Below are 15,425 nucleotides of genomic sequence, written 5' to 3' on the forward strand. Positions count from 1 at the left end.
CCGGTTGGATCTGTTGGGTATGGTTGCCGGTTTTGTCCGGCATTTAGTGGTTATCGCAATCCGTCCTTGCCCTCGGCCTGATCGGCGGTCAGCCCGCCGACGCGGGGCAGCGGGCGACCGCTGTCGGTGACGGCGACCGCGACCATGATCTCGTTTGCGCGCGGAGCGTCGTTCAACTGCACCTCGATGCCGTCGAAATGGCTGCGGACATAGGCGGCATCCTTGTGGCCTAGCGGCACGTCCAGCACCTGGCCGGGGCTGCCCATCTTCTTGGACGAGGGCACCAGCGCGGCGCCTTTCTCGACCTCGGCGCGCAGGGGCGCGCCCAGTTTCGGGTGCAGGATGGCGGCGGCGTGTTCCAGCTCGCCATTCTCGCCCACCATCGCGGACTTGCCATAGCTCTCGGCCTGCGCCGGGTCGATCCCCAGCGCCTGCACGCAGCGCCGGCCCAGAAGCGCGCCCAGCTCGGCGCCGGTTTCCATCAGCGGGGTCAGATCCTCGACATAGCGCCCGGCAAAAGGGTTCTCGATCACCGCCACGGCGACGGCCTTGCGGGTGGGCGGGTCGATGCTGCGGCCCGCCTCGGCGTGGGTTTCCTCGACCGTCACGGCGATCTTGCGGATCTTCGTCATCTCAGCCCGTCCTCTCCCTTGATCTCCCAGGCCTCCAGCCCGCCCGAGCGCGAATGGATGCGCGGGCCGGTGGTCATGACCAGCGCCAGCGCCATTTCATCCGCGCGCGGCGCGTCGTTGCAGCCCACCTCCATACTGTCGAAATGGCTGCGCACATAGGAGGCGTTCACATGCGTGATCGGCACGTCCAGCCGCGCGCCGACGCCGCCGACCTTCTTGGTTGACGGCACGATGGCGCGGGCCTCGCCCAGCAATTCGCGCATCGCGTATCCGCCAGGGGCGTGCCACAACGCGCCATGTTCCAGTTCGCCCGCCGCGCCGATAATCGCGCCCTTGCCGTAGCCTTCGATGCGGTCGGGCCCGCCAAGCAGGTCCAGCAGCCGTTGCGCCATGTCCAGGCCCAGCGGCTTGAGATCCTCCATGAAGCCCTGGATCTCGGGTTCGTAGCGCCCGGCAAAGGGGTTGGCGATCACCGCCAGCGCTGCGGCGCGGCAGAGCGGGACTTCCTCGACCGGTCCCCCCTCGTGATAGATCTCCTCGCAGGATGTCACCATCTTGCGCAGCTTGATCTCAGGCATGGGCAAGGCTCCTTTCGGTGTCGGGTCGCATGTGTCTCGGACCTGTCTGGCACGACCGGCCCTGAAGGAACAGGGCCGCCGACCGGATCAGTCCGGCCGCCGCCATCCGGTCTGCGGCGCGGCGGCCCCGGTCCAGGGCGGCGTCGATCTCCCGTGGGCCCAGTGGCGGCACCGCGCGCACGACCGGCCGGGGCCCGAGGTCGCTGTCATCCTGAACGGTGTCGGCCGGGCAGCGGACAATGCCGGGGTGGTCGGGCAGGTCCACCGCGTTGGCGATCAGCGTGGCGGCGACATCGGCGCTTGCGGCGTCGCGGGCCAGAACCGTCACGCTGTCGGCGATGCCCATCGACAGGCTGCGCCCGCCCCGGCCCGAGGTTGCGATGCCGCCGATCCCGTTGCCGCCGACGACCTCGATCCGGCCCAGATCGGACCGGTCCAGCCCGGCCATCGCCAGGGAGAATGTCTCGCCCGGCGCAAGGTGCAGCGCGATGTCGCCGCCATTGTTCACATAGGCCCGGCGCAGCGGCGCGGCGGCGGTCATGGCGGCCAGGATCGCATCGGCAACCGCGCCCGCCACCGCCGCCATCGGCGTCACGAACAGCGGCAGATGCGCCTGCGCGGCCCGGTGCATGGCCCGCGCGACGGTACCGCGCGGCGTTGCGTCCTCGCAGCTGACGGCGGTGCGCAGCAGGTCCAGTTCCGCCACCAGTTCCTCCAGCAGCGTGTCGAACCGCTGCCGCGCGGCGGCAAAGGCCTCGGCCCTCGCCCCGTCGGTGCCCAGGATCAGGTCGATGGGGCCGTGCTGCAGATGCAGCCGCCCGCCCGGGAGAGGTGCGCAGACCGGCCGCATCAGCGTCGCCACCGGAAATTCTCGGGCGCCATCGGATCGGGCTGGCGCTCGGATTTCGACAGCTTGCGGGTGCTGTCCGAGATCACGTCCGCCACCGGGCGCACCTCGTCCACATGGCCGCCGAGGGCGGCGTAGTCGCTGGCGCGCATGGTGAACTCGATGGGTGCGACCAGCGCCGGTGTCGGCACGTATCCGAACGCATCGGTCGGCATGTCCATCACATCGGCCATCACCGTGATTCCGCCGCCGGGCCAGATATAGGCCTCGGCCCCGCCGCAGGAGACATAGGTCAGCGATTCCTTGACCGAGCGGGTCAGACGCACCGGGTTTTCGGTGACACCGGCCCGCAACGACCCGCCCGCGCCGCCCATGAAGAGGACCGAGCATATGGAGGGCTCGCAGTTCTCGGCGATCAGGTCGGCCGATCTGCGCAGGGCGTCGGGCACCGTTTTCTGCTGCGGCTGCAGAGCGTCGTCCAATTCGTAATAGGCGCATTGCTCGCCCGTGGTCGACACCATGAACAGGCGCAGGCCGGGCCAGGCGACCTTTGGCTTGAACTCGCCCAGGATGACCAGCGGGTCGCTGATATCCGTGCCGCCCCATCCGGTGCCCGGCTCGGCCACCTGGAAATAGCGCCCCGGCGTGGACCGGCGGCCCTTGATGCGGATGCCGGTGGCGGGCACGTCCAGCATCCGGCCCGCCTGATGCTCGCTGAGCACGCCGGTGATGTGGTCGTCCACCACTACGACCTCGTCGGCATGGCCCAGCCATTGCTTGGCGAACATGCCGATCGCGGCCGAGCCGCAGCCCACGCGCATCAGGGTCTCGCGCTGGCCGTCGATGACCGGCGGCTCTCCGGCCTGCACGACCACGCGCGTTTCGTGCCCCGGCGCGCCGATCACCATCTCGACCGCCTCGCGGTTGCACAGCTTGAGCAGCGCGTCGCAGGTTACGCGGCCCTCCTTCTTGGAGCCGCCGGTCAGATGCTCGACCCCGCCCAGGCTGAGCATTTTTGATCCGTACTCCGAGGTGGTGACATGGCCGATCGGCTCGTCATCCACGCGCACCACGTCGCATTCGTGGCCGATATGGCGGTCGGTGTCGATCTTCACCTTGACCCCGCAATAGGAAAAGATGCCCTCGGTCACGACCGTGACCATGTCGACGCCCTCGACCTCCTGGCTGACGATGAAGGGCGCGGGCTTGTAGTCGGGATAGGTGGTGCCGGCGCCGACGGCGGTGACGAAGGCCCGTCCGGACTGCACCAGATCGCCGTCCCAGTCCTCGGGCGCGGTGTCCTTGAGGAACGGCACCAGCTTGGCCTGGCCCTGCTCGATCACGGTCAGCGCGTCCAGCCGCACGAGTTCGCCTCCGTGATTGGCATAGCGGTCGCAGGCGCCCGAGCGGCCATCGGCGATGTAGCACAGCACCGGGCAGGCGTCGCAGCGGATCTTCTCTTCCTTAACGCGCTCACGTGCCATCGCGCACCTCGCGGATTGCCGCATACAGGCAGGACGGCGTGGCCGGGACCCGGCGCAGCCGCGCGCCGGTGGCATGGTGGATCGCGTTCAGGATCGCCGGTGCGGTCGGGATCAGCGCGTGTTCGCCCAGGCCCTTGGCGCCATAGGGGCCGTGTTCGTCGGGTTCTTCGATGATGATGGTCTCGATCTCGGGCACGTCCCCGATGGTCGGGATCAGGTAGTCGTGCAGGTTCTCGGTGCGCCCCGGCAGGTATTCCTCCATCAGCGCCATGCCCAGCCCCTGCGCGATGCCGCCCTGCACCTGGCCTTCGACCATCAGCGGGTTGATGGCGCGGCCCACGTCATGGGCGGCTACGAAACGCACCGCGCGCGCGGTGCCGAGCGCGATGTCCACCTCGACCACCGCCAGATGCGCGGCATAGCCGAACTGCGCATAGGGAACCCCCTGGCCGTCCGCGTCCAGCGGCTTGGTCGGCGGGTCATAGGTTTCCTCGGACCGCAGCACGTAGCCCTCGGCATCTGGTGTCAACGCTGCCAGGTCGATGCGGTGCGTCGTGGCGTCATCGCGCACCTCGATGGCGCCCGCGCCGAGGATGATCTCGGCCTCGGGGCCGGCATTGACGCGGGCCAGGATCTCGCGTCTGAGCGCCTCGCCCGAAAGCCGCGCGGCGTTGCCGGTCACGAAGGTCTGGCGCGAGGCCGAGGTCTTGCCCGCATCCGGGGTCCTGTCGGTGTCCGGGCCGACCAGTTCCAGCCGACCGACCGCCACGCCCAGGGCCGTTGCAAAGATTTGCGCGATCACCGTGTTGGCGCCCTGGCCGATATCCATTGCGCCCTGGTGCAGGAAAAGCGTGCCATCGGCGCGGATCCCGGCCTTGATGGTCGAGGGGTTGGGCAGCGAGGTGTTGCCGCAGCCATACCAGCCCGCCGCGACGCCGACGCCACGCTTCAAGGTGGGGTTCTCGGCGTTGAACCGCTCTGCCGCGGCCCGTTCCCGCGCCCAGGCCGGGCGCAGGGCCGTGAGGCAGGATTTGATGCCCACGCCCTGCGAGAAGACCTGGCCGCAGACCGTGGGTTGCCCGTTCTCCAATGCGTTGGCGATGCGGAACTCCAGGGGATCCATGCCAAGCTGCCCGGCCAGGTCGTCGAACAGGCTTTCCTGCGCGATCGCCGCTTGCGGCACGCCAAAGCCGCGGAAGGCCCCGGCCGGCGGGGCGTTGGTGTAGATCCCGGTGGCGCGGGCGCGATAATCGGCCACCATGTAGGGCCCCGAGGCATGGACCGGCACCCGGTTCGCCACCGTCGGCCCCCAGCTGGCATAGGCACCGGTGTTGAAGATGCCGTCAAACGCCATGCCGCAGATCCGTCCGTCGCGCGCGGCGCCGATGCGCAGGTCGATCTCGGACGGGTGGCGCTTGGTGGTGGCCTGCATCGAGTCGGTGCGCGAATAGCACAGCCGCACGGGCTGTCCGGTCTTGATCGCCGCCAGGGCCAGGTAGGGCTGCACCGAGATGTCCAGCTTGGCCCCGAACCCGCCGCCCACGGCGCTGGGGATGATGCGGATGCGCTCGGCCGGCAGTGCCAGGATGCCCTGCAGCGCGTCGCGGTCCATGACCGGGGCCTGGGTGCAGGCATGCACCTCGACCTTGTCGCCATCCATGCAGGCGAAACCGGCCTCGGGCTCGATATAGGCGTGTTCGACGAAACCGGTGGAAAAGCGCGCCTGGGCCAGCACATCGGCCCGCGCCAGCGCCGCATCGGCATCGCCGCGGCGGACATGGCCGGTGCACATCTCGTTGCCGGGATGGCCGGGATGCAGTTGCGGCGCGCCGGCGGCCATGGCCTCCTGCGGTGTCGGCGCATCCGGCAGCCGTGTCCAGTCGACCGGGACCGAGCCGGGATCGAGACCCGCGATGGCCTCGGGGGTGCCGATGATCGCGGCCACAGGCTCGCCGCGGAACCGGGTTTCGGTCTCGGCAAAGACCGGCTGATCCTCGAAACCGGGAATGACGCCGTACAGGTTGCGCCCCGGCACATCCGCCGCGCTGAGCACGGCGACGATGCCGGGGGTCGTCGCCGCGAACCCGTCCAGGTCGCCCAGACGGAAGGCCGCGCGGGGATGCGGCGACCGGATCAGCGCAATCTCCAGCGTTCCGGCCGGAGCGATATCGTCCCCGAAGGCCTCGTGCCCTTCCACCTTGGCGGCCCCGTCCAGCCGACGAATCGCATCGCCCACCGCGCCGTTGCCTGACGGGGCCGGCACCGTGCCGGTCGCCAGAACCGCCTCGATGATCTTGCGATAGCCGGTGCAGCGGCACAGCACGCCGCCCAGGGCATCCATCACCTGCCTTTCGTCCGGGGCGGGTGTCTCGCGCAGCAGGGCGGTGGCCGCGACCATCATCCCCGGCGTGCAGATGCCGCATTGCGCCGCGCCCTGCGCCTCGAAATTCCGGGCCAGCCGCCCGGTTGCCGGGTCGCGCGCCACCAGGCCGCGCAAGGTGTCGACCACACGGCCCTCCGCCTGGTGGGCCGGCATCAGGCAGGCACAGACCGGCGCGCCATCGACCAGCACCGTGCAGGCGCCGCAATCGCCTGCGTTGCAGCCGATCTTGACGTCGCGCGCCTCCAGCCGTTCGCGCAGGCTTTCGGACAGGCGCTCGCCGGGGCGCGGGGTGATGCGGGCCGGCGCGCCGTTGAGGGTGAAGGCAACGGTGTCTTTCTCGACGCGCTTATCCATGCGCTTCTCCGGCCGTGCGGATGACGCGGGCCACCTGTTCGGCCGCCGCGGCGGAGCGGTAGGCCGCGCCGGCGCGCATGTCGTCGATCGGGGCCAGCGGTTCCAGATGCGCCGGGGCGAGCGCAACCTCGCCGGGGCGCCGCCCGATCAGGTCCGACTCCAGCGCGGTCAGCCGTTGCGCCACCGCCGAGCAGGCGCCGACCGCGACGCGCGCCACAGTAATCCGGCCCGCCGCGTCCAGCCCGATCAGGGCCGCGCTCATGGTGATCGAGATCACCAGGTAGCGCCGCGCGCCCAGCTTGTGGAATGCGCCGCGCGCGCCCTCGGGCGGGGCGGGGACGTGGATCGCCGTCACCATCTCGTCGGCGGCCAGCGCGGTCCGGCGCGGCCCGGTAATGAACTCGGATAGCGGCAGCCGTCTTGTGCCGCGCACCGAGCGCAGCTCGATCTCGGCCGCCAGCGTCAGCAAGGGCGGCACCCCGTCGGCCGCCGGCGAGGCGTTGCACAGGTTTCCGGCCACGGTTCCGGCATTCTGGATCTGGATGCCGCCCACCTCGCGCGCCGCCGCGCGCAGCCCGTCGAAAGCGGGCGGAAGATCGGCGCGGGCGATGTCCGTCCAACTGGTCGCCGCCCCGATCCGCCAGCCGTCATCCTGCCGCGTGATCCCGCGCAGCGCGGCCACCCGGGTCACGTCGAGCAGCGGCACGGGCTCGGGGCCCGGTTGGCGGGCCGCGAAATGGTCGGTTCCGCCGGCGACGATGCGCACGCCGCCAGCCGCCAGCCGGTCAAGCGCCTCGTTCAGATCGGTCGGAGCGTGATAGCCCAAGTTCTCGGGCCCCCTGTCGGATCCTGCCGGTATCGGCAGGGTGGTTCTTGTTTGTATACGAATGATATTGAGGGAATTGGATTCGTGTCAATCATCAGTTTCCGCGGCGTCAGCGCTTGGCTATCCTGCCGCCATCCACTCCGGCCAGGAGCATCCGGTGATCGAGTTGAGGGACCTGCAATTGCTGGATGCGCTGGCCCGGCATCGGCATTTCGCCAAGGCGGCCGAGGAATGCGGGATCTCGCAGCCGGCCTTTTCGATGCGCATCCGCAAGCTCGAGGACCGGTTGGGCATCTCGATCGTGCGCCGGGCCAACCGGTTCCAGGGGCTGACCGAGGAGGGCGAGATGATCGTCCGCCGCGCCCGACGCATCCTGGATGACACAAGGGCGCTGGAGCAGGAGGTTCAGGCCGCGCGTGGCGAGATCACCGGCACGCTGGCGCTGGGCGTGATTCCGACGGCCCTGTCCTTTGCCAGCCGGCTGGTGCGGCACCTGTTGGCGGCGCATCCGCGCATCGTCACGCGGATCGAGACGCTGACCTCGTCGGCGATCCAGGGGCGTCTGGATGACGGCACGATCGATGCCGGCGTGACCTATTCCGACAGCATCGGCGCGGATCTGCGGGTGGTGCAGCCGCTCTACGAGGAGCATTACGTGGCGTTGATCCCCGAGCGCATGGCGGACGGGCAGGCGGCGCTGACCTGGGCGCAGGCGGCGGCGCTGCCGCTTTGCCTGCTGGTCCCGCAGATGCAGAACCGCCGCATCATCGACCGGGTGTTCGCCGACCAGGGCCTGCACCCGCAGATCATCGCCGAGACCTCGGGCTTTACCGCCGCAATGGCGATGGCCTGCGAGGGGTTGGCCGCCACGGTCGTTCCGCGCGTGTTGGTGGAGTCGCTTGGTCCGTTGGCCGGAACCCGGGCGCTGGACCTGATCGAGCCCACGGTGGCCAGGCCGATCTGCCTGGCCACGCTGGACCGCGATCCGGGCCTGCCGGCGGTGGCGGCCCTGCGCACGGTAGCGGCCTCATTGGAGTGATAATCCGTCGCTATCGTGCGATTGAGTATCGCGATTTGACGATATGGTATGCTGATGGAAAACGGTCCTGCACGCGGAGGACAACATGGCACCACTCGACAGCAAATCACCCGGCGGCAAGGGCGTCTGGAAATCCGGCCGGGGCAAGGGCCGGCACACGCCCAAGGGCCGGCAATTCACCGACGAGGCGCTGGCGGACATCCAGGCGCTGCTGGGCGACCGTCCGCGCCGCCGCGACCTGCTGATCGAATTCCTGCACCTGGTTCAGGACACGCATGGCCATCTGAGCGCCGATCACATCGCCGCACTGGCCGCCGAGATGAAGATCAGCCAGGCCGAGGTTTACGAGACGGCGACCTTCTATGCCCATTTCGACGTGGTGGCCGAGGGCGAGACCCCGCCGCCCGCGCTGACCATCCGGGTCTGCGACTCGCTCTCGTGCGAGCTGGCCGGCGCGCAGGCGCTCAAGACCGCGCTGGAGGACGGGCTGGACCCAGGCCAGGTGCGGGTGCTGCGCGCGCCCTGCATGGGCCGCTGCGACACCGCGCCCACGCTGGAGATCGGTCACAACCACATTGACCATGCCACGCCCGAAAAGGTTCAGGCGGCCATCGCCGCGCAGGCATTTCACCCGGCGATTCCCGACTATGAGAGGCTCGACGCCTACCGCGCCGGTGGCGGCTATGACAGGCTCTTGAACCTGCGTGAAAACGGCGACTGGGAGGCGGTGCAGGACACCGTGCTGGCCGCGGGTCTGCGCGGATTGGGCGGCGCCGGGTTCCCGTCGGGCAAGAAATGGGGCTTTGTCCGTGCCGAGGCCGGTCCGCGCTATCTGGCCGTGAACGGCGACGAGGGCGAGCCGGGCACGTTCAAGGACCGCTATTATCTCGAGCGTCAGCCGCATATCTTCCTTGAGGGGATGCTGATCGCGGCCTGGGCGGTCGAGGCCGAGACCTGCTTCATCTACATGCGCGACGAATATCCTGCGGTGCTCGAGATCCTGCGGCGCGAGATTGCCGCGCTGGAGGCGGCCGGCATCGTGGCACCGGGCCATATCGACCTGCGCCGCGGTGCGGGCGCCTATATCTGCGGCGAAGAAAGCGCGATGATCGAATCCATCGAGGGCAAGCGGGGGCTGCCGCGCCACCGTCCGCCTTTCGTGGCGCAGGTCGGCGTCTTCGACCGCCCGACGCTGGTGCACAATGTCGAGACGCTCCATTGGGTCGCGAAGGTCTGCCGCGAGGGGCCGGAATGTCTGAACGCGACCGAGAAGAACGGGCGCACGGGGCTGCGCAGCTTCTCCGTCTCGGGCCGGGTGGCGAAACCCGGCGTCTACCTGCTGCCCGCGGGCTCTACCATCACCGATATCATCGAGTCGGCGGGCGGTATGAGTGAAGGGCATGTGTTCAAGGCCTATCAGCCGGGCGGGCCGTCCTCGGGGCTGTTGCCGGCGTCGCTGAACGACGTGCCGCTGGATTTCGACACGTTGCAGCCGCACGGATCGTTCATCGGCTCGGCGGCGGTGGTGGTTCTCTCCGATCAGGACCAGGCCCGCGATGCTGCGCTCAACATGCTGCGGTTCTTCGAGGACGAAAGCTGTGGCCAGTGCACGCCCTGCCGGGCCGGCTGCGAGAAGGCCGTGAAGCTGATGCAGGCCGACAGCTGGGACCAGCCGCTGCTGGAAGAGCTGTGTCAGGTCATGGGCGATGCCTCGATCTGCGGGCTGGGGCAGGCGGCGCCGAACCCGATCCGGCTGGTCATGAAGCATTTCGGGGAGGAGATCTGATGATGCGCTTGTCTCCTGCCCGCCGCGCCCCGGGCCTGACCCGGGGCCCCGCGATGTCCCAGAGGCCCCGGGTCAGGCCCGGGGCGGGAGAAATGTCCGTCACAAGCCGCGCTCCGGAGGCCAGCCATGCTTGATGCCAGCGAGACCAAGACCGTCACCTTCCGCCTCAACGGCGAGGATGTCACAGTGCCCGATGGCTGGACCATCTGGGAGGCCGCCAAGGGCCGGGGTCTGACCATCCCGCATCTGTGCCACAAGCCGGCGCCCGGCTATCGCCCCGATGGCAATTGCCGCGCCTGCATGGTCGAGGTCGAGGGCGAACGCACGCTTGTCGCCTCCTGCATCCGGCCCGCCGCCGACGGTATGGTGGTGACCACCGACAGCGCCCGCGCCGAAACCTCGCGCAAGCTGGTGATGGAGCTGCTGCTGGCCGACCAGCCCGAAACCGATCACGACGCCAGTTCGCATTTCAACGCGATGGCCGATCTGACCGGCGTCAGCGACAGCCGCTTTCCGCGCCGCGAGGCCGAGGCCATCCCGCTGCTCGATGCCTCCCACGTGGCGATGCGGGTCAACCTGGATGCCTGCATCAACTGCAATCTCTGCGTCCGTGCCTGCCGCGACGTGCAGGTCAATGACGTGATCGGGATGAGCTATCGCGGCCACCTGAGCAAGGTGACCTTCGATCAGGACGACCCGATGGGCGCGTCGACCTGCGTGGCCTGCGGCGAATGCGTGCAGGCCTGCCCCACCGGCGCTCTGATGCCGGCCACGGTGCTGGATGACGCGCAAAAGGGCGACAGCGCGGACTATGACGAAGAGGTGCAGAGCGTCTGCCCGTTCTGCGGCGTCGGCTGCCAGCTCAGCTTCAAGGTCAAGGACGGCAAGATCAGATACGTGGACGGGGTCGAGGGTCCGGCCAACGAGAACCGGCTTTGCGTCAAGGGCCGCTTCGGCTTCGACTATGTGGACCACGCGCACCGCCTGACCAAGCCGCTGATCCGCCGTGACGGCGCCGAGAAGGGGCTGAACGTCGATCCGGCCAACCCGCTCAGCCATTTCCGCGAAGCGACCTGGGAGGAGGCGCTGGACGCCGCTGCCGCCGGCATGAAGGGCCGCGGGCGCGAGATCGCGGGGTTCGGCTCGGCCAAGTGTTCCAACGAAGAGGCCTATCTGTTCCAGAAGCTGATCCGCCAGGGCTTTGGCCACAACAACGTCGATCACTGCACACGGCTCTGCCATGCCTCCTCGGTGGCGGCCTTGCTGGAGAATGTCGGCTCGGGCGCGGTCACGGCCACGTTCAACGAGATCGAGAATGCCGATGTGGCCATCGTGATCGGTGCCAACCCGATCGAGAACCACCCCGTCGCCGCGACCTATTTCAAACAATTCGCCAAGCGCGGCGGCAAGCTGATCGTCTGCGACCCGCGTGGCGTGGGCCTGGGCAAGTTCGCGTCGCATCGCCTGCAGTTCAAGCCCGGCGGCGACGTGTCGATGCTCAATGCGATGATGAACGTGATCGTCGAGGAAGGGCTCTATGACGCCGAGTATATCGACCGGTTCACCGAGAACTGGGACGAGATGAAGGCGCATCTGGCCGATTACACGCCCGAGAAGATGGCGCCGATCTGCGGCATCGCCCCTGACGAGCTGCGCGATGCGGCGCGGACCTTTGCCAATGGCAAGGCGGGCATGATCTACTGGGGCATGGGGATTTCCCAGCATATCCACGGCACCGACAATTCGCGCTGCCTGATCAGCCTGGCGCTGATGACCGGAAATGTCGGCAAGCCCGGCGCCGGGCTGCACCCCTTGCGCGGCCAGAACAACGTGCAGGGCGCGTCCGATGCGGGGCTGATACCGATGTTCCTGCCGGATTATCAGAGCGTCACCGATGACGGGGTGCGCTCGGCCTTTACCGAGGTCTGGGGATCGGAGGATTTCTCGAACGAGAAGGGCCTGACCGTGGTCGAGATCATGGATGCGATCCATCAAGGCCAGATCAAGGGCATGTATATCCTGGGTGAGAACCCGGCAATGTCCGACCCGGATGTGGACCATGCCCGCGCGGCCCTGGCCAAGCTCGATCACCTGGTGGTGCAGGACATCTTCCTGACCGAGACCGCGAACTATGCCGACGTGATCCTGCCCGCCAGCGCCTGGGCGGAAAAGACCGGCACCGTGACAAACACCAACCGGCAGGTGCAGATGGGCCGTCGCGCCGTCGCGCCGCCGGGCGAGGCGCGCGAGGACTGGTGGATCGAGGTTGAACTGGCGAAGCGGCTTGGGCTGGGCTGGACCTATACCCACCCGTCCGAGGTCTTTGCCGAGATGAAGCTGAACATGCCCTCGCTCGACAACATCACCTGGGAGCGGCTGGAGAGCGAGGCGGTGACCTATCCGTCGCTGAGCCCGCAGGATCCCGGGCAGGCCATCGTCTTCGGCGACGGTTTCCCGCGCGCCGACAAGCGGGCGCGGTTCACGCCCGCAAAGATCATCGAGCCCGACGAACGGCCGGATGCGGAATACCCGTTCGTGCTGATCACCGGCCGGCAGCTTGAGCATTGGCACACCGGCTCGATGACCCGGCGGGCCAAGGTTCTGGATGCGGTGGAGCCCGAGGCGAACTGCTCGATGCACCCGCGCACCCTGCGGCAGATGGGCATCGCGCCGGGCGACACGATCCGCCTGACCACGCGGCGCGGTTCGGTGCGGGTGATGGTGCGGGCCGATCGGGCGATTGCCGAGGACAACGTGTTCCTGCCCTTTGCCTATGTCGAGGCGGCGGCCAACATCCTGACCAACGCGGCGCTGGATCCCTATGGCAAGATCCCCGAGTTCAAGTATTCCGCCGTGCGGGTCGAGACCGACGGGATCGCTGCCGAATAGGCGCGGGACAAGGTGATTTGCCCATGCCACGCGCCCCTGGCGGCGTGTGGGTCAAGGGGTGACGCGCTCTTCGATATGGCGGGCCATGAACCGGCCCACCTCGCTTTCGATCGGGCGGCGGCCCGAGAAGATCTCGACGAAATCCGGGATCCGGGCGATCCGCATCCAATGCGTGTCGTCGACCGGCAGCGCGAAATAGCCGATCTGCGCTTGCAGGAGCGCCAGCGTGCGGGTTTCGGCCTCGGTCTCGGGGTAGCCGAAATGCCGGAACAACCCGGCAATGGCGGTGCGCCGCGTGGCATCCGCCTGTGCCAACCGCTCCGCGACCGCAGGGTCGGCGCGCGCCCAGTCGCGCACGGCAAGCTCCATCCTGGCGTCGAACAGATCGCGATCCAGCCAGCAATCGCAGAGGTTGAACAGCGCCTCGCAGATCGTTTCGGCATAGGCGTCGGCGCGGGAAAGGAGCGGTCGCGTCGTGCGCGTCTCCCAGCGCATCAAAAGCGCGTCGAGCAATGCCTTGCGGTCCTTGAAATGCCAGTAGAACCCGGTGCGGGACAGGCCGAGCCGCTGCGCCAGCGGCGCAACCATGACCGCATCCACGCCCGCCTCGCACAACAGCGCGGCGGCGGCGTTCAGCCAAAGATCTTCTGACCCGCGCGGGCGACTCGGGGCGGCACTGCTCATGGCCCCGGTTAGCATTGTTTGCCGCGGCGCGGCAATGCACCCGACGGTTGAGTCCGTGAATTCGACAGGGCTGTCGGGTTGGGCCGCGTTTCGGCGCTGGTCAGCGGCGGTCTCGCGGGCCATTCTGGGCGCACCGATCACCGTGAGGACACCGCGATGACACGCCAGATTCCGCACTCGGGCCATGACGGCCCGTATCCCGCCCCGGTCGAGGTGGCCGGTCAGCAGGCCCTGCCGGAGTGGATCGACTACAACGGGCACATGAACGTGGGATATTATGGCGTGGCCTTCGACCGCGCGCTCGAAGTGATGCTGGACGACCATCTGGGGCTGGGCGAAACCTGTGTGGCGACGGCCGGTTGCGGGCCCTACGTGATCCAGTCGCATCAGCATTTCCTGCGCGAGGTGAAGGCGGGCGAGGCGTTCGGGTATCGCTTTCGCCTGCTGGACCATGACAGCAAGCGGCTGCATTATTTCGCCGAGATGGTGGCCGGGGCGGATGGCGCGACCTGCGCGACCCAGGAGGCGCTGATCGTCAATGTCAGCCAGGCGACTGGCCGGTCCGCGCCGTTTCCGGACTGGGCGTTGCCGCGGCTGGAGCGGATGGCGCAAGACCATCGCCAGTTGCCCGATCCGCCGCAGCGCGGCGCGGGCCTGGGGATCCGGCGCCGCTGATCTGCTGTGATTGTTTCGGGATCGGGAACAGAAACGGAGGCAAATCTGGAATTGTTGCCCGTGAAAGCCCAAGTAACAGAGGCTCGCACGGATAACCTCGGCGCGAATCGGGCGGCATGGTAAGCCGAGGAGCCTGCGGGGGTGGGCAGTGTAGGTGTGTGACCCGGGTACGGGCGGCCCAAGGGCCGGCCGCAGGGCAGGGAGTGGCATTTGGTCTTGCAGGACCGGACTGACCGGATCATGAGGATCGTCGAGACCGCCGAGGCGCGGTTCGGGCGGCCCGTACAGAACGTCACCGCCCCGGGCGGCGGCGGGCGCTCCAGCTTCCGCCTGCATTTCCACGAAGGCTCGGTCATCGCCACGTTCCGCTCGGATCCCCGGCGCACGCGGCTCGAGGCCTATGTGCTCCGACGCCTGAGCGAGCGGTGCGACGACGTGCCGGAATGCCTCGGCACGGTCGGCGACGTGATGTTCCAGTCCGATGTCGGTCGCCGCAGGCTCAGCAAGGTTATCACCCATGTCGACCCGCCACGGCGGAACGAACTGGCCGCGCGGGCGGTGGCGGGGCTGTTCCGCATCCAAAGCGCGGCACGACAGGCGAAACTGGCCGAGGTCGTGCCGCGCCTGGGCACCGATCCGGCCTGGGTGGCCAGCCTGGTGAACGCGGTCGATGCCCTCGAGCCGTTCTCGCACGGGATTTCCGACCGGTTTGACAGGGCTGCGGCCTGCGAGGTCCTGGGCGCGCCTGGGTCCCAGTTCGTCAAGTGGGATTGCCGGGCCGGCAATGCCGCGCTGACCAAGGACGGCCGGCTGCGCTGGTTCGATTTCGAGTTCAGCGGTCTGCGCCACGGGGCCGAGGATTTCGCCTGGCTGATCGGAGACGAGGCCTGGCCCGTGGCCCCCGACAAGATGATCGACTTGGTCATCGACGCTTTCGATCCGGGTTGCGGGCAGGACATCGCCGAGTGGCTGGAATACCTGTCGGTCTACCTGACCTTCCACTGTGCCGTACGCCTGCGCCTGATCCTGCAGGAGGCGCGGCTGCGCGGCTGGCTGTCCAAGGCGCGCGTTCTGGAGTTCGACGATGCGGGGGTGCATCCCGATTTCACCGCCCAGCTGTGCCGTGTCGGCCGCTATTTCGCGGCGCAAACCCGGCTGACCGCCCCGCTGACCTCCAATTTCGACACCGCGCTTGCCAATTTCAAATCGGGATCGGCCGGGAGTGCCGGGCAAAAGGGGGGCTGACCC

12 protein-coding genes are annotated in these 15,425 nt (G+C 68.4%); 5 read left to right on the top strand and 7 right to left on the bottom strand.

What is annotated here, in order from left to right; all coding sequences use genetic code 11:
* Positions 1 to 50: 50 nt before the first annotated feature.
* Genes BMX57_RS03080 through BMX57_RS03105 form a run of 6 tightly spaced genes read right to left on the bottom strand, consistent with a single transcriptional unit; the run spans position 51 to position 7,104 of the window.
* Positions 51 to 632: an amino acid synthesis family protein gene (locus tag BMX57_RS03080; RefSeq protein WP_092362433.1), complete on the bottom strand. Its 582-nt coding sequence runs from the start codon at positions 630 to 632 to the stop codon at positions 51 to 53.
* Positions 629 to 1,210: an amino acid synthesis family protein gene (locus BMX57_RS03085; RefSeq protein ID WP_092362435.1), complete on the bottom strand. Its 582-nt coding sequence runs from the start codon at positions 1,208 to 1,210 to the stop codon at positions 629 to 631. Before BMX57_RS03085 ends, BMX57_RS03080 begins: the two co-directional genes overlap by 4 nt.
* Positions 1,203 to 2,072, bottom strand: coding sequence for a UPF0280 family protein (locus BMX57_RS03090; protein ID WP_308419726.1), 870 nt, complete (start codon positions 2,070 to 2,072; stop codon positions 1,203 to 1,205). The genes BMX57_RS03085 and BMX57_RS03090 overlap by 8 nt, the downstream gene beginning before the upstream one ends.
* The gene (locus BMX57_RS03095; RefSeq protein WP_092362437.1) at positions 2,060 to 3,541 is read right to left on the bottom strand and encodes a 6-hydroxynicotinate reductase; all 1,482 of its coding nucleotides are present in this window, start codon (positions 3,539 to 3,541) and stop codon (positions 2,060 to 2,062) included. The genes BMX57_RS03090 and BMX57_RS03095 overlap by 13 nt, the downstream gene beginning before the upstream one ends.
* A complete protein-coding gene (locus BMX57_RS03100) occupies positions 3,531 to 6,278 on the bottom strand; it encodes a molybdopterin-dependent oxidoreductase (protein WP_092362439.1) in 2,748 nt (915 codons plus the stop codon). Before BMX57_RS03100 ends, BMX57_RS03095 begins: the two co-directional genes overlap by 11 nt.
* Positions 6,271 to 7,104: an FAD binding domain-containing protein gene (locus BMX57_RS03105; protein ID WP_092362441.1), complete on the bottom strand. Its 834-nt coding sequence runs from the start codon at positions 7,102 to 7,104 to the stop codon at positions 6,271 to 6,273. Before BMX57_RS03105 ends, BMX57_RS03100 begins: the two co-directional genes overlap by 8 nt.
* 157 nt (positions 7,105 to 7,261) lie before the next feature.
* Between BMX57_RS03105 and BMX57_RS03110 the strand changes: the two genes are divergently transcribed.
* From BMX57_RS03110 to fdhF, 3 genes are all read left to right on the top strand, one after another.
* Entirely contained in the window at positions 7,262 to 8,143 is an 882-nt protein-coding gene (locus BMX57_RS03110; protein ID WP_092362443.1) for a LysR family transcriptional regulator, read from the top strand.
* Between the two features lie 85 nt (positions 8,144 to 8,228).
* A complete protein-coding gene (locus BMX57_RS03115) occupies positions 8,229 to 9,929 on the top strand; it encodes an NAD(P)H-dependent oxidoreductase subunit E (RefSeq protein ID WP_092362445.1) in 1,701 nt (566 codons plus the stop codon).
* Positions 9,930 to 10,055: 126 nt separating this feature from the next.
* Positions 10,056 to 12,818: a formate dehydrogenase subunit alpha gene (gene fdhF / locus BMX57_RS03120; RefSeq protein ID WP_092362447.1), complete on the top strand. Its 2,763-nt coding sequence runs from the start codon at positions 10,056 to 10,058 to the stop codon at positions 12,816 to 12,818.
* Between the two features lie 51 nt (positions 12,819 to 12,869).
* On the opposite strand, the gene BMX57_RS03125 is transcribed toward fdhF, so the two are convergent.
* On the bottom strand, positions 12,870 to 13,502 hold the full coding sequence (locus BMX57_RS03125; protein ID WP_092362449.1) for a TetR/AcrR family transcriptional regulator: 633 nt from the start codon (positions 13,500 to 13,502) through the stop codon (positions 12,870 to 12,872).
* 156 nt (positions 13,503 to 13,658) lie between these two features.
* On the opposite strand from BMX57_RS03125, the gene BMX57_RS03130 reads away from it, so the two are divergent.
* Complete coding sequence (locus BMX57_RS03130) at positions 13,659 to 14,177, top strand: thioesterase family protein (protein WP_092363065.1); 519 nt, start codon at positions 13,659 to 13,661, stop codon at positions 14,175 to 14,177.
* A 240-nt stretch (positions 14,178 to 14,417) separates the two neighbouring features.
* Entirely contained in the window at positions 14,418 to 15,422 is a 1,005-nt protein-coding gene (locus BMX57_RS03135; protein ID WP_092362451.1) for a phosphotransferase family protein, read from the top strand.
* Positions 15,423 to 15,425 lie beyond the last annotated feature (3 nt).

It is taken from the genome of Cribrihabitans marinus (assembly GCF_900109035.1).
Classification (GTDB): Bacteria; Pseudomonadota; Alphaproteobacteria; order Rhodobacterales; family Rhodobacteraceae; genus Cribrihabitans; species Cribrihabitans marinus.

What these genes read in the sequence shown, in the direction of transcription:
- BMX57_RS03080 (WP_092362433.1), bottom strand. Translation starts at nt 632, where the DNA reads ATGACGAAGATCCGCAAGATCGCCGTGACGGTCGAGGAAACCCACGCC.
- BMX57_RS03115 (WP_092362445.1), top strand. Translation starts at nt 8,229, where the DNA reads ATGGCACCACTCGACAGCAAATCACCCGGCGGCAAGGGCGTCTGGAAA.
- BMX57_RS03085 (WP_092362435.1), bottom strand. Translation starts at nt 1,210, where the DNA reads ATGCCTGAGATCAAGCTGCGCAAGATGGTGACATCCTGCGAGGAGATC.
- BMX57_RS03135 (WP_092362451.1), top strand. Translation starts at nt 14,418, where the DNA reads ATGAGGATCGTCGAGACCGCCGAGGCGCGGTTCGGGCGGCCCGTACAG.
- BMX57_RS03130 (WP_092363065.1), top strand. Translation starts at nt 13,659, where the DNA reads ATGACACGCCAGATTCCGCACTCGGGCCATGACGGCCCGTATCCCGCC.
- BMX57_RS03100 (WP_092362439.1), bottom strand. Translation starts at nt 6,278, where the DNA reads ATGGATAAGCGCGTCGAGAAAGACACCGTTGCCTTCACCCTCAACGGC.
- fdhF (WP_092362447.1), top strand. Translation starts at nt 10,056, where the DNA reads ATGCTTGATGCCAGCGAGACCAAGACCGTCACCTTCCGCCTCAACGGC.
- BMX57_RS03095 (WP_092362437.1), bottom strand. Translation starts at nt 3,541, where the DNA reads ATGGCACGTGAGCGCGTTAAGGAAGAGAAGATCCGCTGCGACGCCTGC.
- BMX57_RS03125 (WP_092362449.1), bottom strand. Translation starts at nt 13,502, where the DNA reads ATGAGCAGTGCCGCCCCGAGTCGCCCGCGCGGGTCAGAAGATCTTTGG.